Origin of the sequence: Spiroplasma sp. hyd1, from assembly GCF_016082235.1 — a bacterium.
Classification (GTDB): Bacteria; Bacillota_I; Bacilli_A; order Mycoplasmatales; family Mycoplasmataceae; genus Spiroplasma; species Spiroplasma poulsonii.
Genome location: NZ_JXYY01000014.1, coordinates 1 through 24,023, shown reverse-complemented (window position 1 = coordinate 24,023; position 24,023 = coordinate 1). Strand labels below are relative to the sequence as shown.

At 26.1% G+C, this 24,023-nt stretch carries 29 protein-coding genes and 2 pseudogenes; 6 read left to right on the top strand and 25 right to left on the bottom strand.

Annotated elements, in window-relative coordinates:
• Nucleotides 1–58: 58 nt before the first annotated feature.
• The 18 genes and pseudogenes from TS70_RS02670 to mutM form a co-directional block, all read right to left on the bottom strand.
• Nucleotides 59–529 carry a hypothetical protein gene (locus TS70_RS02670; RefSeq protein WP_198049328.1) on the bottom strand — a complete coding sequence of 157 codons (471 nt, stop codon included), beginning with the start codon at nt 527–529 and terminating at the stop codon, nt 59–61.
• A 90-nt stretch (nt 530–619) separates the two neighbouring features.
• Nucleotides 620–1,432, bottom strand: a complete 813-nt coding sequence (locus TS70_RS02665) for a recombinase RecT (protein ID WP_198049327.1) — start codon at nt 1,430–1,432, stop codon at nt 620–622.
• A 1-nt stretch (nt 1,433) separates the two neighbouring features.
• Complete coding sequence (locus TS70_RS02660; protein ID WP_198049326.1) at nt 1,434–1,724, bottom strand: hypothetical protein; 291 nt, start codon at nt 1,722–1,724, stop codon at nt 1,434–1,436.
• Between the two features lie 24 nt (nt 1,725–1,748).
• Nucleotides 1,749–2,219, bottom strand: a complete 471-nt coding sequence (locus tag TS70_RS02655; RefSeq protein ID WP_040094528.1) for a hypothetical protein — start codon at nt 2,217–2,219, stop codon at nt 1,749–1,751.
• 2 nt (nt 2,220–2,221) lie between these two features.
• Nucleotides 2,222–2,410 carry a hypothetical protein gene (locus TS70_RS02650; RefSeq protein WP_198049325.1) on the bottom strand — a complete coding sequence of 63 codons (189 nt, stop codon included), beginning with the start codon at nt 2,408–2,410 and terminating at the stop codon, nt 2,222–2,224.
• Nucleotides 2,410–2,742 (bottom strand): hypothetical protein, encoded by a 333-nt coding sequence (locus TS70_RS02645; protein ID WP_198049324.1) that lies wholly within the window; start codon nt 2,740–2,742, stop codon nt 2,410–2,412. Before TS70_RS02645 ends, TS70_RS02650 begins: the two co-directional genes overlap by 1 nt.
• On the bottom strand, nt 2,735–3,070 hold the full coding sequence (locus tag TS70_RS02640; protein ID WP_198049323.1) for a hypothetical protein: 336 nt from the start codon (nt 3,068–3,070) through the stop codon (nt 2,735–2,737). Before TS70_RS02640 ends, TS70_RS02645 begins: the two co-directional genes overlap by 8 nt.
• Before the next feature lie 41 nt (nt 3,071–3,111).
• The gene (locus tag TS70_RS02635) at nt 3,112–3,288 is read right to left on the bottom strand and encodes a hypothetical protein (protein WP_159373279.1); all 177 of its coding nucleotides are present in this window, start codon (nt 3,286–3,288) and stop codon (nt 3,112–3,114) included.
• Nucleotides 3,288–3,587, bottom strand: a complete 300-nt coding sequence (locus TS70_RS02630; RefSeq protein ID WP_198049322.1) for a hypothetical protein — start codon at nt 3,585–3,587, stop codon at nt 3,288–3,290. Before TS70_RS02630 ends, TS70_RS02635 begins: the two co-directional genes overlap by 1 nt.
• A complete protein-coding gene (locus TS70_RS02625) occupies nt 3,580–3,735 on the bottom strand; it encodes a hypothetical protein (RefSeq protein ID WP_159373278.1) in 156 nt (51 codons plus the stop codon). Before TS70_RS02625 ends, TS70_RS02630 begins: the two co-directional genes overlap by 8 nt.
• Nucleotides 3,728–3,892, bottom strand: a complete 165-nt coding sequence (locus tag TS70_RS02620) for a hypothetical protein (RefSeq protein ID WP_157944256.1) — start codon at nt 3,890–3,892, stop codon at nt 3,728–3,730. Before TS70_RS02620 ends, TS70_RS02625 begins: the two co-directional genes overlap by 8 nt.
• Entirely contained in the window at nt 3,885–4,172 is a 288-nt protein-coding gene (locus TS70_RS02615; protein WP_040094515.1) for a hypothetical protein, read from the bottom strand. Before TS70_RS02615 ends, TS70_RS02620 begins: the two co-directional genes overlap by 8 nt.
• Nucleotides 4,173–4,284: 112 nt before the next feature.
• Complete coding sequence (locus TS70_RS08085; protein WP_255516852.1) at nt 4,285–4,419, bottom strand: hypothetical protein; 135 nt, start codon at nt 4,417–4,419, stop codon at nt 4,285–4,287.
• A gap of 365 nt (nt 4,420–4,784) precedes the next feature.
• Nucleotides 4,785–5,021: a hypothetical protein gene (locus TS70_RS02610; protein ID WP_040094513.1), complete on the bottom strand. Its 237-nt coding sequence runs from the start codon at nt 5,019–5,021 to the stop codon at nt 4,785–4,787.
• Between the two features lie 198 nt (nt 5,022–5,219).
• A complete protein-coding gene (gene budA / locus TS70_RS02605) occupies nt 5,220–5,945 on the bottom strand; it encodes an acetolactate decarboxylase (protein ID WP_198049321.1) in 726 nt (241 codons plus the stop codon).
• Nucleotides 5,946–5,947: 2 nt separating this feature from the next.
• Nucleotides 5,948–7,616, bottom strand: a pseudogene (alsS, locus tag TS70_RS08405) (acetolactate synthase AlsS).
• A gap of 91 nt (nt 7,617–7,707) precedes the next feature.
• Nucleotides 7,708–8,598, bottom strand: a complete 891-nt coding sequence (gene fba / locus TS70_RS02595) for a class II fructose-1,6-bisphosphate aldolase (protein WP_040094511.1) — start codon at nt 8,596–8,598, stop codon at nt 7,708–7,710.
• Nucleotides 8,599–8,950: 352 nt separating this feature from the next.
• Entirely contained in the window at nt 8,951–9,784 is an 834-nt protein-coding gene (mutM, locus tag TS70_RS02590; protein WP_198049320.1) for a DNA-formamidopyrimidine glycosylase, read from the bottom strand.
• A 178-nt stretch (nt 9,785–9,962) separates the two neighbouring features.
• Here mutM and TS70_RS02585 point away from each other — a divergent pair, with 178 nt between their 5' ends.
• The 6 genes and pseudogenes from TS70_RS02585 to TS70_RS02560 all read left to right on the top strand — a co-directional run.
• Nucleotides 9,963–10,646 (top strand): DUF2278 family protein, encoded by a 684-nt coding sequence (locus TS70_RS02585; protein WP_308699444.1) that lies wholly within the window; start codon nt 9,963–9,965, stop codon nt 10,644–10,646.
• Between the two features lie 146 nt (nt 10,647–10,792).
• Nucleotides 10,793–11,248 carry a hypothetical protein gene (locus TS70_RS02580; protein WP_198049319.1) on the top strand — a complete coding sequence of 152 codons (456 nt, stop codon included), beginning with the start codon at nt 10,793–10,795 and terminating at the stop codon, nt 11,246–11,248.
• A 90-nt stretch (nt 11,249–11,338) separates the two neighbouring features.
• Nucleotides 11,339–11,644: a hypothetical protein gene (locus tag TS70_RS02575; RefSeq protein ID WP_040094502.1), complete on the top strand. Its 306-nt coding sequence runs from the start codon at nt 11,339–11,341 to the stop codon at nt 11,642–11,644.
• 268 nt (nt 11,645–11,912) lie between these two features.
• Nucleotides 11,913–12,149, top strand: coding sequence for a GNAT family N-acetyltransferase (locus TS70_RS02570; RefSeq protein ID WP_198049318.1), 237 nt, complete (start codon nt 11,913–11,915; stop codon nt 12,147–12,149).
• 66 nt (nt 12,150–12,215) lie between these two features.
• Nucleotides 12,216–13,051, top strand: a protein-coding gene (locus tag TS70_RS02565) for an IS5 family transposase (protein WP_105628856.1) whose coding sequence is annotated in 2 segments (ribosomal slippage) — nt 12,216–12,612 and nt 12,612–13,051 — 837 coding nt in all. Because the reading frame shifts where the segments join, the coding sequence is not laid out codon by codon here.
• Between the two features lie 456 nt (nt 13,052–13,507).
• A pseudogene (locus tag TS70_RS02560) lies at nt 13,508–13,873 on the top strand (transposase family protein); the annotation flags it as partial.
• 329 nt (nt 13,874–14,202) lie between these two features.
• On the opposite strand, the gene polA reads toward TS70_RS02560, so the two are convergent.
• The 7 genes from polA to TS70_RS02520 form a co-directional block, all read right to left on the bottom strand.
• Complete coding sequence (gene polA, locus TS70_RS02555; protein WP_198049317.1) at nt 14,203–16,809, bottom strand: DNA polymerase I; 2,607 nt, start codon at nt 16,807–16,809, stop codon at nt 14,203–14,205.
• 174 nt (nt 16,810–16,983) lie between these two features.
• Nucleotides 16,984–17,253 carry a hypothetical protein gene (locus TS70_RS02550; RefSeq protein ID WP_198049316.1) on the bottom strand — a complete coding sequence of 90 codons (270 nt, stop codon included), beginning with the start codon at nt 17,251–17,253 and terminating at the stop codon, nt 16,984–16,986.
• Nucleotides 17,254–17,498: 245 nt separating this feature from the next.
• A protein-coding gene (locus TS70_RS02545) for an IS5 family transposase (RefSeq protein WP_105628856.1) occupies nt 17,499–18,334 on the bottom strand; the annotation gives its coding sequence in 2 pieces (ribosomal slippage) (nt 17,499–17,938 and nt 17,938–18,334; 837 coding nt in all).
• 176 nt (nt 18,335–18,510) lie between these two features.
• Nucleotides 18,511–18,783: a hypothetical protein gene (locus TS70_RS02540; protein WP_040093591.1), complete on the bottom strand. Its 273-nt coding sequence runs from the start codon at nt 18,781–18,783 to the stop codon at nt 18,511–18,513.
• Between the two features lie 400 nt (nt 18,784–19,183).
• Entirely contained in the window at nt 19,184–20,503 is a 1,320-nt protein-coding gene (locus tag TS70_RS02530; protein WP_198049314.1) for a hypothetical protein, read from the bottom strand.
• A 259-nt stretch (nt 20,504–20,762) separates the two neighbouring features.
• Nucleotides 20,763–22,847 (bottom strand): hypothetical protein, encoded by a 2,085-nt coding sequence (locus TS70_RS02525; protein ID WP_198049313.1) that lies wholly within the window; start codon nt 22,845–22,847, stop codon nt 20,763–20,765.
• On the bottom strand, nt 22,837–24,023 hold a 1,187-nt coding region (locus TS70_RS02520), incomplete at its 5' end, for a hypothetical protein (protein WP_198049312.1). The genes TS70_RS02525 and TS70_RS02520, both read right to left, overlap by 11 nt.

The following is a 24,023-nucleotide window of genomic DNA, read 5'->3' as shown; positions in this document are numbered from 1 at the left end:
CCTAATTTTGCAAGAATAATATTTTCCAGTTTTTTGATTATATGAATGTTTCATAATATTAACTCTCATAATTAGCAATAATAATGGCATCTCGTAAATGATTACTTATTTTTTCATTCTTATATTTTCAACCTTTACCATATTCATAAGTTAAATTAGTATCTTTTTCATATTCTCATATACAACTATCATTATATTTACTTAAATTTTCCATATTTTTAACAACTGATTTAGTATGACGCGGTGATACTCAATTAATATTGCTTACTTTTTTTGTATTGTATTTAACTGTTCCAATTAATTTTAATAAATCATCTCTATCTTTTGAACCATTATTGTTTGTATATAAACAATCTTCGATATTAATAATTGCATTTGGTCTTAACTTATCTAAAATAATATCGGTTTGTGCAATTCAATCACGATTTGTATATTCAGATTTATCAATTAATTTATTATCTTCAAAAATAACAATAGCAGTAGTACCAGTTCCTGATGGGTCAATACCTATTTTTATCAAGTTGCTCATTCCTCGTCATTGTTATTATTAACTGCTGGTACTACATTTGATATATCTTCTTCTTTAACTACATTATCGTTAGTGTCCGCTATTTCATTATTAGATGGGGTAATTTATATTATTTGATAATGGTTCATCGCTCATCTGCCCCTGATTTTTGGCGACACTACTATCATTATCAATATAAATCTTTTCATCATTAGTTGTAATAACTGCTTGGTCTGATTTATATGCTTGTTGTAATTCAACCGACATAATACCTCATTTTCGTAATAAACTAGTTAATACCGTTTTAAGTGCCATTTCATCAAAACTAGCAATATAAAATGATTTATTTTTAGCATAAGTTTTAGAATATTTTATAAAATGATTTTCCATTTGTTCTTTGGTCATATATAAACTTTTTTCAAAACCATTAACCATTTTGAAATATGCAACATAACCTATAATTGATAATTTTTCTGGTTCATCTTCATCTTGTACCCAATTAAAACTAGTACCTTTTAAACGATCATAATTTACTAATTCACCAGTTCTGACATCTGATACTGACATATCTAAATATTGACCACTTCTTTGTGCTAATTGAATATAACCTTTATATCCCATTTGAAATTGAGCTTGATTAACTCATTCTTGTATTTCACGACCATTAATAATTCTTGTTATTTTTGTATTATATGGAACTACATAAGCATAACCAAATTGTTTTTCCATTGGTAAACCTAATAATGTTCCTTGATAACACACAGTCATAATTGTTTTTGGGTCTGCTTTTTGTAATAATTCATTATTATTTGCAATTGATACTAAATTACTTTTAAATCTTCTAATTTCATTTTCATCTGAAAACTTACTTTTTATTCAATCAGTTGCTACATCTGTTCTTAAAAAATCAACAATATTTGTCATGTTATTTTCCTCCTTTATTTATTTTAAAATTAATACCTTTAATACCAATTAATTTAGTATCTGTATTTGTATATCATTGTGCTTTAATTGTGTTTTTAAATAACTTCTCATCAACAATTAAATATTTAATTAATTGCTTTAATTCATATTGATTAGCATTTTCTAAAAAATCATTATTAATTCCAATTACTTCAATATCTTTAATTAATAATTTTTCTTTAATTATATTAATACCAACTTTTTTAAGTTGTTTTGGATCAAGTGATTTATCAATTTGCTCAATTTTTTCCATGACGCGAACTTGTTCATCTTGAATTTAATCTATATCAAGACCCATATCTTCACTTAAATCATTAGCTTCTTCAATTAACACTTGTTTTTTTAATTCTTCTTCTTTAAATAATTGATCTTGCTTTATAAAACGAGCTTGTGTCATATTATTTTTAATTTCAATTTTATGATTTTGTAAATAATTTTCAAATGTAATAGTATTAGTACGAATTCGATTTAATTCATCTTTAAAATTTTTAATTAATTGTAATGGCTCACGAAATAATATATCAACTTTATCCATTGCAGCTGGCATATCTTTTAAATGAATATTTTCATATTGACTAGTATTTCAAAGATTACGATGTCGCATAATAAAATCTGCAAACTCCTCTCCATTTTCATCAATTCATTTTTTAATAGGTAATGCTAACATTGATAAGTTTTTAAAATCTGCTCCCGTTATTGAAAATGGGTATATTACATTTTTAATAGTATTTTTAACAATATCACTCATAATTATTCCTCCTTAACAATTTTCAATCGTAATAAATTATTTAATTCACTTGTTTTTGAAAAATTAAAATATAATTCTGATAATGTTAAGATGTCAATAGAATTATCTTTTCAATAACACTTATATTTTTTATCTTTTCCTTTATTTCAATTTACACTAATAAATGTTAATCAAGCATTTTTTATATTCATTATTTCATTCTTCCTTTACTATCTAATTCCATTTTGAATTTACATCCATTTTTTTGGTCTTTTTTTTCTATTGGTTTGATATGCAGATGTAATTCATAACAATATTTACAAAGACAGTGTTTTTCTAATTCCATAATTTCTTTATCTTTTTCTTCAAGTTTTTCTTTACATTCATACGAGACTTTTTGAACAATATCAGCATATATTTTTATTGATTCTTCGTGTGCTTGTAAAATATTATTTAATAAATGATAATAATTAATTTCTTGGTTAAATCAACCAGTTTCTTCATCTATATTTTCTTCTATTAATTCTTTAACTGTTTTATTCATTATCTTCTTCCTTACTATTTAATTTCTCATATTTTGAATTGTCTTTTAATTTAATAGTTATATTTTTATCTCCTGTTATAAGATTCATTTTATTAACAATATAATCAAAATCTTCTTTATATAATTGTTTATCTTCATAATTATTTAATAAATGATGTAATCTTTTAATATCATCTATTTTTAATTTATTAAGTTCATATAAATTTTCAATTATTTTATTTTTTTCAATAATTTCTTTTTCTAATTTTTTAATTTTATCTTCTAAATGCATTTTATTAATTGTTTTAATTTCTATATTTGACATATTATTAATATCTTTCATTGTCATTTTGTTCATCCTCTTTACTTTCTAATTTCTCATATTTTAAATTATATGAATAATAATTCTTCTAATTTATTTCTTATAGCAGGTGTATTTGATAATGTTGTATTTCAATTTATATATAAGCAATTTGCACATCTTACATTAATATTTCCGGTAATATCACACATACTAACTATCTTAGTTAAATGTTTACACCCTGCATTGTGTTGTGTTTCATCCATTATTCTTGCTCCTTTTTATTTTTTAATTTGTCATAATCTGAATTTTCTTTTAAAACTCATGTTTCTACATAATTTTTATAACTACCACTTATATCATGATAACCCACAGCAACATTATTTAGTTCAAAATCTTCTTTAAATAATTGTTTTTGTTGTAATTCATAATTATTAGATACAAGTTCCTCTCATTTATTTTCTAAATTTTTAATTAATTTATCTTTTTTAACAATTTCGTTTTCATGTGGTTGTATAATATCATCTAAATTAACATCATATATTTCTTTAACTGTTTTATTCATGTTTTATTTCCTCCAAATTCATATCCATAATTAAATTATCAATATACTCATAAGCACTATCTTCTGAATAACATTCTTCTAATGCTAAATTAAATAAATCTTCCTCTGTATAAAGTTTGCCTTCTTCATCTTTTCACATATTATTCATATCCTTGTCATTTAATATTTTCATTTTCTAAATCAATAATAGTTGTTCTAAAAGAAGAGTTTTCTTCCGCTGTAATTTTTGCTTCTTCTAATGTATAAAAAAATAAAGTATTTGTTGTATATTTAGTATTAATTACTAATAAGTATCTTTTATTCATAATTTATCACCTCGTAATCTGCTTCTTCATCTTCTAAATAATCACTAATTAAACCTTTAACTTCATTAATTTGATATCTTTTCAAATTCAAGTCAAAATTTATTGGCAACAAAACATTGCCCATCCATCGTTCTTCATTACCAAATTTAAGATATAAATTTAATTCTCAATTTTCATTATCACTATCAATTTGTGCATAAATAATATCTTTATTACTAATTTTTAATGCTTTATTATTAATTCATTTTTCATTTAAGTAATCACTAATACAATATGACATTTTTAATTCCTCCTAATTCTGTTTACCTAATGCTCAATGTTCATCAGTCATATCTTCAAATGATACTGAATAACTTTTAAGCATTAATTGATTTAATTTATTAATTAATTTTTTATTTAACTTTTTCATTTTTATTTAATTCCTTACTATTTTCTATTCTTGCTCTTTCATTAGCACGCTCAATTTTTTTCTTATGTAATTGCTTTTTACTTAAAAACTTTCAAGGTTTTTTATTTAATTTGTTCATAAATACCTCCGTTTGTTTAATAATCGACAGTTGTTTTTTTCTTTTGGNACCAGAGAGTTTTCTCTCTCTTCNTCCGCACCATTTCAGGTCAAAGCGTTCAGTTTTTAAAATAAATTTACTTGCATCTTGAAGAGCCTAATGCTATACGCAAATTTATTTATAAAGTCACTATCTCTATTTTTTATTGTCGTTCGATATTAACCTTGGACTTATCACGACTATCGTTTAGTTCTAATGAACCAACGCCGATTTACATTTTTCCTCATACACTATTTCAGTACTTGCCTCGGATGGCTGTGAGAATGAGTTTAAACTCATATTCTTATGGAAGCACTTAGTTATTAAAATAACCGTCCCACTCTGCATTAAGTTGTTTTATAAAATCAAAGTTTTAAAAAACCAGTTTCATAATCAAACATAATTTTTGAATTTTCTAAGCGTTTATAAAATCGCTTTTGGTTTTTATCTTTTACTTTATTCAATAAATTTCTATGTTTTTCACAAGTTCATAAAACTTTATTTGATACAAATTCTTCGGTAATGAATGATATTGATTTATAGCAATCATTAACATCACATATTTTTTGTTGTTTAATTATCATTACCTCCTTTTAGGAGTTGTTTTATTTCAAATAAAAAAACAACCCTAACAAGAGTTGTTTTTTGGAGTTTCATCGTACACGATGCCATATAAATAACTAAATTGTAAAATTAATTACAAAAATAAAAAAAGTTTTATAAAACTTTTTTTATTTTAAATTATTAAATTTGTTTTAGTTTTAAAAATCATATAATTAAAATTACTCTTTTGCTTTTTCTACTAATTCAATTTCATGTTGTAATTCTTTACTCATTAACTCTTTAGTTAAATATTCAGCCGTTGTTGGTAACTCTAAATCAATCTTTGAGAAATAAGATATTTCAATAACTCCCGTTTCTAATATAAAGTCAAAAACATGACCACCAGTATCTTTTGTTGCACTAATAAAGTGTAAATGGAAACCATGCACCCCTAACGTATTTGCAAAAGCAGGTGTCCAAAAGCCAATAATATCACCTATTACATTTTTGCTTGCAACTACCGCTTGATGAGCAGTTGCTTGTAACAATGTTGGATATGGTTTTTCTTGACGTGAAACTGTTCGTGTTTTCATTTCTAAAAATGAACCATTAATTTTAATTCCATAAAATAAATTAGAACTTGGTAAATTTTCAAGAATAATTTTTTGAACTGTTTCATAATTACTTTGTTGTGAAATAACAATTTTTTTATGTTGTTCAAAAAAAGCCACTGAAGCAAAAGGTGTTGTCATATCTAAATTAACTAAATTAACCTTTCCATCAGCTTTTAATTGATAAGCATGACCATCTAAAACAACTAATTCACCATCCAAATGATCGAAAGTTCCTAAACCAAAATCACCTTGTTTTAATAAAGTGTGAAAATCAAGCACCCCATCAAAGTTACCAGACGCTAGATTTGTAATTGTTGAAAATTGATAAATTGTCCCATATTTTTGACTCATAACTAATAAATCTCTTTCTCTAATAATGTTTTTCCTAATAAAATATTTTCACTATAATCAACTGGGATATCAACAACAACTGGTTTATTAGCAGCAAAAGCTCTTTGCAAGACATCTTCTAATTCGCTTGGATGATTAACTCGCATTCCAATTGCTCCAAAACTTTCAGCATATTTAACAAAATCAACTGGTCCCAATTCAACTCCTGATGTTCGGTTGTATTTCATATTTTGTTGAAAAGCCACCATATCAAAAGTTCCATCAGTTCAAATTAAATGAATAATTGGTAAATTTAAACGTACCGCAGTTTCTAATTCCATTGCTGAAAATAGAAAACCACCATCTCCTGACATTGAAATTACTTTTTTGCCAGGACGAACTAATGCTGCTCCAATTGCTCATGGCAAAGCAACTCCTAATGTTTGCATTCCATTACTAAATAATAATGTTCGCGGTTCATATGAACGAAAATGACATGCCATTCATATATACAATGACCCAACATCAACAGTGACCGTCATATCATCACTAATTAATTTTCGAACAGTATGAATAATATGTAACGGATGTGTTAAATCTGATTTTTCACTATGCTTTAGATTTTGACCATCTTCTAATTTTAATTTTAAATTATCTAAAATTTTATTTTCGTTTGCCGCTAATGATAACTTATCAAACCCAGCAGCAAATTTTTGAAGCGTCTTAGCAATATCACCAACAAGTTCTAATGTTGGCTGATAGTAATTATCAATATCAGCAATCACTTCATCAATATGAATAATTTTACTATCTTTATTTTTATTTCATACTTTTGGATCATATTCAACTGGATCATAACCAATTGCAATAACTAAGTCAGCACAATCTAACAGGATATCTCCTGGTTGGTTTTTAAATAGTCCAACTCGACTATAAAAATGTTGTTCTAAGTCTCGTGAAATAACTCCCGCCGCTTGAAAAGTTTCAACAACTGGCAATTTTGTTTTTTCAACAATTTTACGAATTGCAGCTGTTGTAATTGCGTCAGAAGAACGCATTCCCAATAATAGAACTGGCAATTTAGCCTGCTTAATTTCAGCAATTAAACTAATAATTTTCTCATCATATGCTGAACCTAAAATCATAATTTGATGAAAGAACTAACGCCTCATGCTGAATATCTTCGGCATTGACAATATCTTGGGGTAACGAGACAAAAGCAGCCCCTTTTCGTCCTGTTGTTGCTTCTCGAAAAGCATTCGCCAATGCTTCTGAAATATTATTTGGATGAACTACTTCTTTACTATACTTTGTAATTGGTTGAAACAAAGCAGCATTGTCCATTGCCTGGTGTGTTCTTTTTAGACTATCTTCGCGACCAACATTCCCGGCAATCGCAACAACGGGATCACCTTCAGAGTTAGCTGTCACCAAACCTGTTGCAAGATTTGAAGCCCCCGGCCCACTTGTAACTAAAACAACTCCTGGCTCACCAGTAATTCTTCCAACTGCTGCCGCTATAAAAGCAGCATTTTGTTCATGCCTTGTTAAAATTAATTCCGGACCACGATCAACTAAAACATCAAAAACCTTATCAATTTTAGCTCCTGGAATCCCAAAAATATATTTGACATTTTGGTTGATTAAAGTATCAACCACAATATCAGCACCTGTTTTTTTATTTTTACTCATTTCTATCCCTCCTGAGTTCTATAGTAAATATAACACCAGTATCATTTAACAATGAAACCTCAGAAAAAACATTTCAGATTTGAAATGTTCTTTAAGCTTTACCTTTGCAACCAAATCATGCTGTTAATTCATCAAATGTTGTTTTGATTGCTTCATAACCTGGCTTCAATAATTTACGTGGATCAAACCCTTTCCCATTTTCTGGTTTATCTTTCCCCGCTTCAATATATTGTCTTGTTGCCGCAGCAAAGGCAATTTGTAATTCAGTATTAACATTAATCTTGCTAATTCCTAATGAAATCGCTTTTTTAACTTGTTCTTGCGGAATACCACTTCCACCATGTAAAACCATTCCAATTTTAGCAGCGGTTTGAATATCTTCTAATGCTTGAAAATTTAATCCTGGCCATCCTGTTGGATAGGGTCCATGAATATTTCCAATTCCTGCTGCTAAGAAATCAATCCCTGTTGCAACCATTTCAGACGCTTCTTTTGGATCACCGATTTCACCAGTACCAACAACACCGTCTTCTTCACCACCAATTGTTCCAATTTCAGCTTCAACTGAAACGGCATTTGGTTTGGCATAAGCTACCACTTCTTTTGTATTTATCACATTTTCAGCAAACGGATGATGACTACCATCATACATTACTGAAGAAAATCCAGCATCAATTGCCTTTTTACAACTTTCTACTGATTGACCATGATCTAAATGTAATGCTACTGGAACCGTAATTTCCAATGAATCTAATAACGCATTAACCATTGCAACAACTAAGTTATAACCTCCCATATATTTAATTGCTCCTTCTGAAGCACCTAAAATAATTGGTGTATTTGTTGCTTGTGCCACTTCTAATAATGCTTTGGTTCATTCTAGATTATTAATGTTAAAATGACCAACCGCATATTTATTCTGGTGTGCTTTTTTAATCATTTCACTAGCATTAACTAGTTTTTTATGATATTTTTGTTCCATAATTTTTTCCCTTCTAAATATAAAATCTCACGTTATTATTATAAACTTTTTATTATAAAAAATCGTACAAATATTATAAAAAATCGTAACAAAACAAAGCATTTTCTTAATTTTATCCAATTTACCAAAACTTACCAAAAAAAGTAGAAAAAAGTAATGATTTTTAAAAATTTTACTCACTTTGCAAAATCCTATGTTATTATGAAATTACTATATGGCAATATATAGTAAACAAACAGAACTTATCATTACCTGATGGATGGGCCTCCTAAAAGGTAATACCCAAAGATAGGTATCCGTTAGTAAATAGTTTTTTCTAAAGGGCACTCCTTATCAAAGGAGTGCCCTTTTTTTATTTTAATTTTTGACAATAATTGCAATAGTAGGTTCCGCGTCCATTAACAAAAATTTTATCAACTTCGTTTTGACAATTAACACATTTCATTTTATTTCGCCCATGAACTTTTAACTGCTGAACAAATTTTCCATCCATTCCTGGTTCAGGATGATAAGTTGCAATTGTTGTTCCACCTTCATTAATTGCTTGTTGAAGAACAACTTTTGTATTATCAATAATATTTTGATAATCTTGATCAGTTAAGTTTTTTGTCTTTTCACCAGGATGAATTTTGGATGCAAATAAAACTTCGTTTGCATAAATATTTCCAATTCCAACAATGACATTTTGTTCTAATAATGTTGTCTTAATTGGTTGTGATTTATTTTGCCAAGCATTTTTTAAATATGAAACAGTAATTCTTTCATCAAATGGTTCATATCCCAATTTATTTAATGGGGCTTGTTCTAAATAAGTTCTTTTATCATATAGATGCATTGTTCCAAATTTTCTGGTATCGTGGTAACGCAATTGAAATTGATGATCAAGTTCAAATAAAACCATAATATGTTGTCATTTTCCCGGTTCATCTTTTTTTGTAAAAAAATATTTTCCTTCCATTCGTAAGTGACTAATTAAAACATAATCATCTAAAATAAAAAGTAAATGTTTTCCCATTCGATCAATTTGATTAATCTTTTGGCCAACAACTTCTTTAATAAAAATTTTTGAATCAGTTGGAGCTTTTATTATTTTATTTCAAAAAATTTGACAATCAGTAATTGTTTTTCCTACGACATATTTTGTTAAAATTCGACGGACCGTTTCTACTTCTGGTAATTCTGGCATATTCTTCCTTCTTTCTTATTAATAATTTAATTTTATTTTTATATACTATAAAAATCAAGATATTAGTTTAAGAACATTTTGAAACCTGCAAATAATTTACAAGTCTTTAAATTAATATGCAAATAATTTGATACAAATGGTTGCTAATGGTATTTTAAATGTTTTTCGCATAATATAAATATATGGTCCACAGAAAACATTTAAAATATTAAGAATTATAAGAAGGAATTATAAATATGAAAAAAATGATTATGTTTTTTTAAAAGGAATCCTAACTAACTGTCATCCCACAGTACAAGGTAACCCCCATTTTGATTTAGAAATTACTGATAAAAATAACTGAACATATACTGTAAACATTAATGTTCGTTCACGAATTAAACCACATGATGTTTTATATTTTATTAAACAAAATTATCAAAATGATATTGTTGATCGCTGTTTTAGTTTAGATGATACCGTTCATTCCAATTTAACAACAGGAGACGATGGATACTGCTTAGATTATTTAAAAGGTAAGTTATTTGACCATAATTTTGTTACTGTCTTACCATACGTTGGAGAAAAAGAGACAAGTGCATTAGAAACGTTATTTAGTCAGATGATCTCACCAACTTTAAATAATTCAAAATATAGAATTGGGATTTGAGGAATGAGTTATGGTGACCCAATTGATGGTGTTCACAATGTTCATATGAATCAAGGAAATGAACACAAATTTGCAAAAGAAAATGGAACATGACAAGACGGAGCATTTGCCATATACAATACTGAAACAGAAACTGTTGAAAATATTATCTTTATTATGTTCCAATCACAATGTACAACAACAGATGATGCTGGAAATTGTTTAAATAATTAATAAAAGACATTATAAAATAATCCAATGTTTTTTAACTATAAATATATCAAAAAAACAAAAACTAATTTATTTAAAATGTATATTATACTATACATTAATTTAAGAACATTAAGATATAATAAAATTAAGAATTAGGAGGGATAGTTGTGCCAGAATGAGGAATCATTGTCTTAGTTATTAGTGTTATTATCATCTTTGCAATTGCTATTTATGTTCCAATTATGTATCGAATTAGAAGTGCAAAATTTAAAAAAGAACGAACATTTGATCGTCGAATAACTGTTGATAAGCTTAACGATAACCATCGCCACTTACTATTAGAAAAATCACTTAATCGTCCTTTTTACAATAAATATTTTACTAATTTAATAAACGAATACGAAGTTAAACCATTAAAAACAAAGATTGTTTTTAATTTAGATCTTTTTGAAAGCGATTATGCAAACATTATTGAAATGTTAGTTAAAGCAAGTGATAAGAAATATCAACCACTAATTAGTTATTTAATTGATAATGACTTAAACTTGTTAATAACAAATATTTTTTCAGAAGTTGCCAATCACTTTATTATTCCTAATTTGGAAGCTTTAAATGAACAATAAGAAATTATAAATGATGTTTCGGATGAATATTATGCCCAATGAATTTTAGATTACCGCCAACAAACAATTAATTTTATTTGTAATACTTATTTGCCGCTTGTTTATCAAAATATTCTTGAATTAATTAAAACTACCGATGCTACAAAATATACTGATGAAATTGAAACAATTATTTCAACAAAATATCAAACAATAATTTTTAATAGTTTAGAAAAGAAATTTGTTAGTTTAGCAAACGAAATGATTACAAAGTTTGAAAAAATTGATAATAGCATTGATAATGAACAAGCAAAAGCAGATTTATTAGCTGTTTCTCAAAAATTTAGAGTTAATCTTGAAAAAATATATAATCAAAATTTTAATATTAATAAAATTGAAAAAATGCTGGAAAAATAAAAAGTACAATAAAAATACTAATTAATAATTAGTATTTTTAATTTTTATGCAAAAACAATATCTTAAAACCATTTTTTAAATACAATATTCAGAAAGGAGTCGCTTATTATGCAACAATATTATTTAATTTTAGAACAAAACAAAATCATTGAAACTGAACGTTTAATTCTGCGTCCAATTACCCCCCGCAGATGCCAGTAGCATCTTTGAATATAGCAAAGATATTGAGAACATAAAGTTTCTAGAATGAGCTCCCCACCAGAATATTATGGAAACAAGAAAAATAATTGCACAACTCTTTTTGAGCCAACCACTAGGAAAATGAGCTTTAGAGTTAAAAGACACCCACCAAATGATTGGAATTATTGATTTACGGTTAGATTCAATGATGCCAAATGCAAAAATGGGCTATATTGTTAATAAAAAATATTGAGGAAACAATTATATTGTTGAAGCAGGGAAAGCAGTTATTACCCTAGCTTTTGAAAAAATGAAGTTAAAATAGACTTCTTGCGATACCCTTTTTTATTAAAATATTATTATAAAATATAATTTATGAGGACATAAAAATATGAACAATAATAAATTTAATACTCTTAATGATAGAGAATGGTTAAGATTAACAGGAATAAAAAAATCCACTTTTAATAAAATGTTAGATATTTTAAAAGTTGCTGAAATAGAAAAATTTAAAAAAGGTGGTAAAACTAATAAATTATCATTAGAAAATAGATTATTGATGACTTTATTATATTGACGAGAATATCAGACTTATTTTCATCTTGGTAAAAGTTTTGATATTAGTGAGGCTAATTGTTATCGTAATATTAAGTGAATTGAAGATATTTTAATTAAAAACTCTGATTTTCAACAACTTGCTGGTAAAAAAGCACTAATAAATGATTATTTTAATGATAAAACTATTATTATTGATGCTACCGAAACTCCAATCCAACGCCCAAAAAAAGACAAAAACAATCTTATTCTGGTAAAAAGAAAAAACACACGATCAAAACACAAGTAATTATCGAACAAGAAACCAAAAAAATTATTGCAACAAGTTTTTCGCTCGGAAAAAAACATGATTATGCTTTATTTAAAGAATCAAAAATCCCAATTTTAAAAAATACCAAATTAATAGTTGATAGTGGTTATCAAGGAATACAAAAAAATCACAATAATGTTCTAATACCTACAAAGAAAACAAAGAAAAACCCTTTAAACAAAGAACAAAAGCAATATAATAGACTAGTTTCAAAAATGAGAATTATTATTGAAAATATTTTTGCTATTCTTAAAAAATTTAAAATTATTACAGAAAAATATCGTAATCGAAGAAAAAGATTTGGTTTAAGATTTAATTTAATTGCCTCAATTTATAATTTACAATTATTATATTTAACATAAAATATTTATTTAAAATTAAATAATTTAAATAATAAATTAATTTTTCGTTGTGGAAAAATATTAAATTTTTAAATAAAAAACATAATTAATTAAAATTATATTTTTCTATTAGTATCTTTTTTACAAATATTTGCAATTTTTTAACAAGTAATGCAAGAAGTCTATTATATTGACGAGAATATCAGACTTATTTTCATCTTGGTAAAAGTTTTGATATTAGTGAGGCTAATTGTTATCGTAATATTAAGTGAATTGAAGATATTTTAATTAAAAACTCTGATTTTCAACAACTTGCTGGTAAAAAAGCACTAATAAATGATTATTTTAATGATAAAACTATTATTATTGATGCTACCGAAACTCCAATCCAACGCCCAAAAAAAGACAAAAACAATCTTATTCTGGTAAAAAGAAAAAACACACGATCAAAACACAAGTAATTATCGAACAAGAAACCAAAAAAATTATTGCAACAAGTTTTTCGCTCGGAAAAAACATGATTATGCTTTATTTAAAGAATCAAAAATCCCAATTTTAAAAAATACCAAATTAATAGTTGATAGTGGTTATCAAGGAATACAAAAAAATCACAATAATGTTCTAATACCTACAAAGAAAACAAAGAAAAACCCTTTAAACAAAGAACAAAAGCAATATAATAGACTAGTTTCAAAAATGAGAATTATTATTGAAAATATTTTTGCTATTCTTAAAAAATTTAAAATTATTACAGAAAAATATCGTAATCGAAGAAAAAGATTTGGTTTAAGATTTAATTTAATTGCCTCAATTTATAATTTACAATTATTATATTTAACATAAAATATTTATTTAAAATTAAATAATTTAAATAATAAATTAATTTTTCGTTGTGGAAAAATATTAAATTTTTAAATAAAAAACATAATTAATTAAAATTATATTTTTCTATTAGTATCTTTTTTACAAATATTTGCAATTTTTTAACAAGTAATGCAAGAAGTCTAATGAATTTTTGCTGAATGTGATATTGAAAACACCAATTCAGAACAAGCAATAATTAAAATGGAAATGGAATACTTAGGAATCTTACCGTGTCAAATTACAACAAATTATGGTCAAAATCGAAATCATAAAAATTACGGCATAAAAAATGCTGATATAATTTAATTTTATTTTAAATCATATCAACTTAAACCTGCTTTCATATCAACTAATAGTTTAACATCTAACGCTGTTGAATCTTCCATTAAAGTTTTAACAATTGATTTAACTTGCGCTAATTCATTTTGTGGAATTTCAAAAATTAGTTCATCATGAATTTGAGCAATTATTTTTGCTTTTAAATTTAATTTTAGAAATTCTTGATCAATATTTTTTAAAGCAATTTTAATGATATCGGCCGCACTACCTTGAATTGGCATATTCATAGCAATTCGTTTCCCAAATTCTCGCTGAATATAGTTACGATCATTGATTTCAGGAACATATCGTTTTCGATTAAAAATAGTTGTAACATAACCATTTTGTTTGCAAAATTCAACTTGACTATCAATAAAAGCTTTAATTGTGGGAAATTGCTGATAATAATTATTAATAATTTCTTTTGCTTTATAAACAGGAATATTTAAATCAGTTGCCAATCCAAATTCACTAATTCCATAAATAATTCCAAAGTTAACAGCTTTAGCACTACGGCGAATATTAGGCGTGATTTCTACTTTTGATAAATTAAAAATTTTCATTGCCGTATTAGTATGAATATCTTCATTATTATTAAATGCCCTAATTAAATCGGAATCTTTTGACATATGAGCTAGAATTCTTAATTCAATTTGTGAATAGTCACATGATAATAAAATATTATCTGTTGTTGAAACAACAAAAATTTTTCGAACTTCTTTTTGAACTTCATCACGAATACTAATATTTTGCATATTTGGTTCAACCGATGAAAGCCGTCCGGTATTTGTTAACGTTTGTTTATAAATAGTATGGACTTTGCCATCATTAAAAATATACTTTTCCATTCCCTTTAAATACGTTGAATATAATTTTTGATACTTACGATAATCTAAAATCTTAGGAATAATTTGATGAGTATCCTTTATTTCCTCTAAAACTTCTTGGGCTGTTGAACCTTTTTTTCGATCAGGTAAAGAAAAATCACAATATAATAATTCTGATACTTGTTTTGGTGAATTGGGATTAATCTCTTTTTGAGCAATGGCATTAATTTCATTATTTAATTCTTGCACAATTTTTTCAATTCGTAATGTTTGAGTTGTTAACTCATGTTGGTCAACCTTTACACCATTAATTTCCATTCGTGCTAGTGCAAAAGCCGTTGGTAGCTCAATATTGTAATATAAATCATATTGTTGATTAGCCTTTAATAATTCAATAATCTTTGGCTGCAACTTATTAATATAAAATGCTTTTTGTCCAATAAACTGACTTAATTTAACAATATCAATTGGAATTTGTTTTTTAACCCCTTTCCCATAAAATAAATCATCGGTTAAAATTTGTTTTTTTTCAAATAAATTAATATACGTATCAAGGGTATTTTTTGCGTTAGAATTATAAACATATCCCGCCAACATCATATCATAACTAATATTTTGCACAGTAATATTATCACGCGCTAAAGCTACAATTAAACTTTTGGCATGATAAGTTATCTTTTGATAATTTTGGTTGTATAAAAACTGATGTCATAATTTATCATATTTAGCATGAATATAATCAAAATAAAAAATTCCTTTGGAATTAACGATCCCAAAACCAATAATTTCTGAAATGTGATAATTTTCATCAAATAGTTCTAAATAAACAGTAGTGTTGTCTTCATTATATTCTTCTTTTCATTCCTCAATAATTTCAACTTTTAACTCTGAATTTTGTAAATCATCTTTGTTATTAAATAATTTTGTAATAAAAGAATTCATATTATATTTTAAATAAAATTGCATTAAAACATCATAGTTCGGTTGAAATGGCGTAAACGCAAATTGCTTTAAATTAATATCACAAAAAATTGTGGCAACTTTTTTACACAATAATGCATCCCCTTTACTATTTAATAATTTTTGCTGTAATGCCCCTTTGATTTGATCAAGATTATCATATAAGTTTTCAATTGAATGATATTCTTGAATCAATTTTATTGCTGTTTTTTCACCAACACCACGAACTCCTTTCAAGTTATCAGAAGGATCGCCCATTAATCCTTTTAAATCAGAAACTTGTAATGGTTCAACCCCTCATTTTTCTTCTAAAGCCGTCTTATCAATAACATCGGCTGTATCACCTTGACGCGGGACCAAAATATTTGTTTTATCACTTATTAATTGATACAAATCTTTATCACTTGAAAAAATATCAACATAAAAGTTCTCTTTTTCTGCTTGTTGCGCCAAACATCCTAATAGATCATCCGCCTCATACCCCTCTTGTTCTAAATATGGGATTTGATAACTATCTAAAAATTCTTTTACAATTGGAAATTGTACGATTAGTTCTTCTGGTGTCTTACTGCGTCCATCCTTATAATCAGTTAACAAATCATGACGAAAATTTTTTTTTCCTTTATCAAAAGCAACAACAACGCTATAATAATTATTTGATTTTAAAATTTTATTTAACATATTAGCAAAAGCATAAACAGCATTAGTTGGAGTTCCATCTAAACTTTTTAACATTTCACCATTATAAGCTGTAGCATAAAATGCTCTAAAAAGTAACGCATTCCCGTCAATTAACAATACTTTATTCATTTTATAATCTCCTCATTTATGTTAAATTATAGCCTAAATTAACTTTAAAATATACTTTAAAATTAATTTATCATGTGGAAACCACAGACATTTAAGAATTTAGTTCATACCGTTAATAAAATTATAACATTAAAATAAAAAACTGCCATTAATTTTTGGCAGTTATAAATTAAATTAGAATGATAATACCATATTTGGGCCAGCAATAGTACAATGGCCACTTTCAAGTACATCCATTCCAATTATTGCGTCAAATCCTTGGCTGGAAATATGTTCATTTCCGTGAACCATTGTAATCTTAGTTACAAATGAACTTGAGAATACTCGAGATTTTAATCCCTCAGGTGTTGATACTATTCCTTGTTGAAGGTCAGTTGGTAAATGTAAAGCAACCATATATGTATAAAATTCATCTTCTGAATTAGAACCAGTAGAAACTTTCATTTTTCCTCTTGACTCAAGTTTTAATTTTTCAACAATTTTAGTTGATATAACAGAATTTGTTGCACCAGTACCAGTATCTATTAGACTTCTTGCATTACTTGTTAAAAAATTGCAAATATTTGTAAAAAAGATACTAATAGAAAAATATAATTTTAATTAATTATGTTTTTTATTTAAAAATTTAATATTTTTCCACAACGAAAAATTAATTTATTATTTAAATTATTTAATTTTAAATAAATATTTTATGTTAAATATAATAATTGTAAATTATAAATTGAGGCAATTAAATTAAATCTTAAACCAAATCTTTTTCTTCGATTACGATATTTTTCTGTAATAATTTTAAATTTTTTAAGAATAGCAAAAATATTTTCAATAATAATTCTCATTTTTGAAACTAGTCTATTATATTGCTTTTGTTCTTTGTTTAAAGGGTTTTTCTTTGTTTTCTTTGTAGGTATTAGAACATTATTGTGATTTTTTTGTATTCCTTGATAACCACTATCAACTATTAATTTGGTATTTTTTAAAATTGGGATTTTTGATTCTTTAAATAAAGCATAATCATGTTTTTTTCCGAGCGAAAAACTTGTTGCAATAATTTTTTTGGTTTCTTGTTCGATAATTACTTGTGTTTTGATCGTGTGTTTTTTCTTTTTACCAGAATAAGATTGTTTTTGTCTTTTTTTGGGCGTTGGATTGGAGTTTCGGTAGCATCAATAATAATAGTTTTATCATTAAAATAATCATTTATTAGTGCTTTTTTACCAGCAAGTTGTTGAAAATCAGAGTTTTTAATTAAAATATCTTCAATTCACTTAATATTACGATAACAATTAGCCTCACTAATATCAAAACTTTTACCAAGATGAAAATAAGTCTGATATTCTCGTCAATATAATAAAGTCATCAATAATCTATTTTCTAATGATAATTTATTAGTTTTACCACCTTTTTTAAATTTTTCTATTTCAGCAACTTTTAAAATATCTAACATTTTATTAAAAGTGGATTTTTTTATTCCTGTTAATCTTAACCATTCTCTATCATTAAGAGTATTAAATTTATTATTGTTCATATTTTTATGTCCTCATAAATTATATTTTATAATAATATTTTAATAAAAAAGGGTATCGCAAGAAGTCTATTAAAGCTTTACAAGAAAAACCATCCTTTAAATTAATTTCTTTGTTGGAAACGGAAGTAACAACTAAATCAACTTCGAATCTTCTATTTTTAAGTGACGTTCAAATTTTAGGCATAAAAACTTAATCCCACAGATCCAAAATTATTCATTTTTGGATCTAAATCACTAATTTTTTGAACGATGAATTTTTTATCACTTAAATTTTCTAATGAATAAATATTAGCTTCATCATAATTAGAAAATTTTGCTACAAATTTTTTATCCGAAATTATAACAATATCCTCATTTTTTAAATTATATTTTTTAATTAATTCATTTTTATTATCATTAAATCATTTAAAATTTTCGTCAATATAATTCTTATTTTCACTTTTACTCATTTCACATCAACTCCTATTACATATTAATTATAACTTATTTTTTTAATTTTTAAATAATTTAAACCTAAAATAGCTAAAACAACATTCAGCTGCATTTATCATATCCAATTTATTTACACCAGGTTTTTCATCGCGAATATTAGTTTTCTCATTATTAATACAGTTAAATAATTCTTGATATAAATAACCATTCTTTTTTACTAATACTTCTTTGTCATTAAATGTTTTAAAAACATCTAAATTCTCACTAAAATAAATTTTTCCTTCGACTAATAATCTTTTTCATTTATAATGTCGGTCTTGTACACTTCATCCNTTTGNNCCAGTAACTAAAATAGTAGAAAATCTTGTAATATCTAAATCCATATTTTTTCAATCATTATTTTCAAGTAGTGTTTTTCTAACAAAATGGCCAACTGTACGAGCAATCATGCCCAATACGATAACTAAAGTCTTCCTTTAAGTTATAATAAATTTGTGATCAACTATTAATTTTATTAACCATACTATCAACTTTTTCAGTCATATCCTTAAATTCTGTACTTGATATTGATTGTTCTTCAAGAATATAAATTCCTTCAATAAATTCTTCCTTATCAAATTCAAATCCTATTAAAATTTGAGTGGCATCATCTTGCCCTTTTATACTATCAGCATAATCTGCACCAATTTTAATTTTAGTAAATCAATATTTGTTCATGTCTTTTCAATAAAATTCTTTTGGATTAAAAAATTTGGCACCAGTAATTAAGTCTTTTTTGTAACTATAACGTTCAGGATTAAATTGACGCTCTCCCCCACGAAATAGTGAATCATATACTTCTGGTTTATTTTCATTTAATCAATTTCCTAAATCAAATACTCTTTGATTAAGATTTTTGTTATTTACTTTTGTAGTACCTCTGACAACTGTCACACCAATATCATTCATAAAAGTTTGATCATTAAAATATGATATATCATTATCATCTAGTTCTTTTTGGACTTCCTCTGTTAATGGAAAAATAGATTGGACGAATGTTTCATAAATAATATGATCAGCATTATGATTGTTAAAGCCAAAAATAATAATCTGTTCTTTTCGTAATTCCATTGTTACATCATCATCTGAATAACATAATTGTGGAACTACTTCTCTTGTAGTTGCAATATTTTTCCCACGTGAAATTTGAATTATCATATTGAATAATCGATACATGTATTCGTTTTCATCTAAAATTGTTGCATCTAGCGGAATTACCTCGTCTAAACCAAAAAAGGCATATTCCCCTATTGATGCATCTTGTCCTTCTCAAGTACTTCCGTTGTCAAAACCAACAACTTTAATTATTCTGCCATTCGGTCAAATATATTCAAATCTAGTGTCACTAACTTTTTTCTTTATTATTTTTTCTGAAATAGCTTCTTTGATTGTGACTTCATATTCTTCTAAATCATTAATAACTCTTGTCATTTTCTTATCGTAGTTATCTTTGGCTGATATGTAAGTATATCTTGCCAGTAGACAATTTCAATCTAAAAAATTGCATGTATAAAATAACGCTAATAAACAAATAAGATAAGATTTTCCAAACCCTTTTGCCCCAGTTAAAATTTTAAATATTGCTGATTTCGATATTGGCTCACAAAATTTAGCAATAAAAATTTTAGCTAATGCGTCAATGTTAAAATTACAGTTTTGTTCATCTCAATTTAAGTTAATTATTTCTTTTGTTTCCATGCCAATATAGATGCACTATTTTTCTTAAAAAGTCAATAAAATTACGCGCGAGCGCACTATGTTTTCAAAAAAAAATTTTTCTTGCGGCGAATTCTAAAAGTATGGAGTACTCTACAATTATTCAAATCTGTAAATCTTCATTCCATTCTGATTTACAGATATACATAATTCTCCACTATTTTTAAATTGGAGTCAAGGAAAATCTTTTTTTTAGAAAACATGTGCGCGAACGCTCGTGGATTTTGGCAAATAAAAACCCTTATAATATAAGGGATATTAATGATCTAGATTGATCAGTGCTATCAAATAAACCAATTGCAAATTTAACTGTCTCATTATATTCATCAGTTAATTTAAACTCTCATAATTCATAACCCGAGATTGAACTAACTAATAATTCAGTGATATAAGATGGAGATTGTAACTTGAATTCGCCTTTGTTAGTAAGACTATCATTGTAAGAATCAAATTCAATTTTGCCACTACCATAGCTAGAGTATAATTGTTTGACTTCTTCATCTAAATTAGTAATTCGATGAACTAAGTATTTTGAATAGCTACCATTAGCTAACTGTTGATCTAAAGGCATTGTGGAAGGAATCGAACTAGTTTCTAACGAATTATTAATTTCCGGAAATGAAAAGTTATTATAGTCTAATTGATAAATATAGTTTTTTGAAATTATATCTTGGTTAAATTCAAAGCTATTTTCAGTAAAAATACCATAATTTGATTTTAATTTAACAACTATATCTTTATATTCATAATAGTCAGTTGCATCTGGACTTTCTAATGGATTAGTAACCTCAAAATAATATGGTAATAAAATTTTGTAATCGTCATTATCTCCTTTATTAATACAATAATTTGATTTTAAATTACTTGATAACATAGCTAATGCATTTTCAATTCGATTAACCATACTTTTATTTTCTAAAACTACTGTAGGATTTCTTTTTTTTCATGCTATTCATAAATTTGTTACTACTGCATATCTATCTTGACCTTCAAATAAAGTTCTAATTTTATAAATTTTTTCATTATCTATTACTTCTACTCATTGATTATCATTTTTTATAAGTTTAACTGCATGTTCAAATTCTCTATCTTTTCAGTAACTGTATGTTAACATTGTTTTAAGTAACTCAAAAGCATCTGAAGAAGGAGTTGCACCATCGGGAATAATTTCAAGATTAATAATTGAATTCAATTTTGTTGTTTCTTGATATGGTACTAATCCATATGATGCAATTGATTGATATAAACTTTTAGCAGTACTATCAGAATTTGAAAAATCTGAATTAGGAAAAATTGTAACTTGATCTAAGTTTAATTCAAAAACTTTATTTCGACTAGTAAAAGGATTTTTTTGATAATAAGCTGTTCCAGTTCCACTATCAAAAGCCGGAACTTGATCATTTCCATCATAAACGGCATTAAATTTAATTCTTTTTGCTTTAGCAATTTGAATTGACGAGAGTGGTTGTGAACCACCAAGTTGTAAAAAATCTTGTAATGAAAACTCTTGATTGTATTTAATACCTTTTGAATCCAAAAAAGTGAAAATATCTTTTAAAGGGATAATTTGATTACCATTTCAAAAATCTGTCATCGAAATATTTGGTTCCAATTGCCATGGAAAAACTAATTTCGGAAAAAGGACTGTTCCATCTTTTGCAATCAAATTAGGAACTTTCCCCTGTTTATTTTTTAATTTTAAATTGCCAACATAACAACCATTGGGAGACATAAAACTTAATTCAGTAATTTTATTAGTAAATGGCTTTGATAAAATTATTTTAATTAGCGATATTTTATAAGAACTCGTTAAATCCTTAATTTCACGAAAAATAAATGATGTTGAATCATTATTATTTTCAATATTAGGAATTTCCATTTCTTGATTTACAAATTTTTCAATGTTTTCAAAATTTTCAGTTGTAATCACTTCTTTTGTCAATAAATATAAGTAATCCGTATCAAATTGTTGTTCATCATTTTGAGTGGAAAAAACTAAACTAACTGTATTTTTTAAAATTGACTCAGAAGGATTAGTTGGATCTGCCAATTCATTTAAACTAAAGACATTATTTTGGGTTAAATATCCACGAATTTTTTGACCAAGTTCAATTTGTGTTGCACATATGGTTATTTTATTTGTTGAAGCTTTAATTCCATTTTTAATATTATTACCTGTTAATGAATAAAGCGGATAAATTCAATAATCTTTGACTTCATCTTCTGTATAAAATTGCGAATTATCTGCTTTTTCACGACGATTTAATTTTGCTTTAATACTTTCAACAAAATCATCGTTTAAATCATCAAATTGTTTATTTTCCATTATTAGTATCCTCCTGATTATTATTAATTGTTGGGGTATTTGTGATCATATTCATTGTTTGTAAAATATTTTTTTGGGTTGTTAAATCAATGTCTAAATCAACTGTTCAATCGCTAAAATCATAACCTTGTAATAAACTCCCTTCTTTTAAATTACATTCCTTTAGCATCATCAAAAATTTTTTTCCAAAATCTTGTAAAAAATTAACATATAACATTTTTTCGCGTTCAATAGCTGACGATACTAAAAATTGATTGGCTTGAATTTCAGCAGTTGTTTGTTGCGCAGATTTAATTTCATCAATATTTGGTATTCTTAAATCTGTTTTAATTTCATTTCAAATATCATTCCGTGTGTTACGCATTGTTTGCATTAAAGAGTTTGGTTGCCATGTAACAACTGATTGGTTAAAAGGTAAAAAAACTTGGCCATCACCAACAATCGGTTTCATTCGAACCATTCCTTTTAATAACAAATAATTAATAAAATCATTATTATTTTTTTCTTCATTAGGATTATCTACTTGATCACTAGTAGTCATAATCCCTCCCTTTTCTCAATGAGGTAAAATAGCACTAATTTCTTCGTATTTTTCCATCATTTCTAACTTTGACTTAATTTTATGACAACGTGGTTTTTCATGTAAATCAACTGGCATTATTGCAACGGGCAAAAAACTTTGTGATAATGATTCAATTCGATCAAAACGATAATTTGCATAAGTTGCTGGCGATAATTCTTTTTTTGGTTTTTTAATTTCGCGGGTCTTTTGAATGTCCCAGACACTACGTGTAACACTAACTTTATTATTATTAACTGAATAAACTTCAGTTAAAGTATATAATGATAAACCATGAATAATATTATCTTGATAATTAACTGAAACCTCAAATATTTCACCATTTCGAGTATTTTTATAATTAACAAAGGCTGGTAAAATAATTGGTTCAGTAATAGCAATACCATTTTTATCAACACTTTCAGTTTGCAATTTATTAATAACTAAACTATAAATTCCATATCGTCCTGAGCGATATTTAGCCATTCATGATTTAAGCTCAAATTTACCCTTTTGTAAATATTTTAAAAATAAATCACGAACTGGTTTATTCTCTTGATTTTGGCCATTTTTAATTTTTCATTTAATTTCTTTGGTATCAAATAAATCAGCAAAAT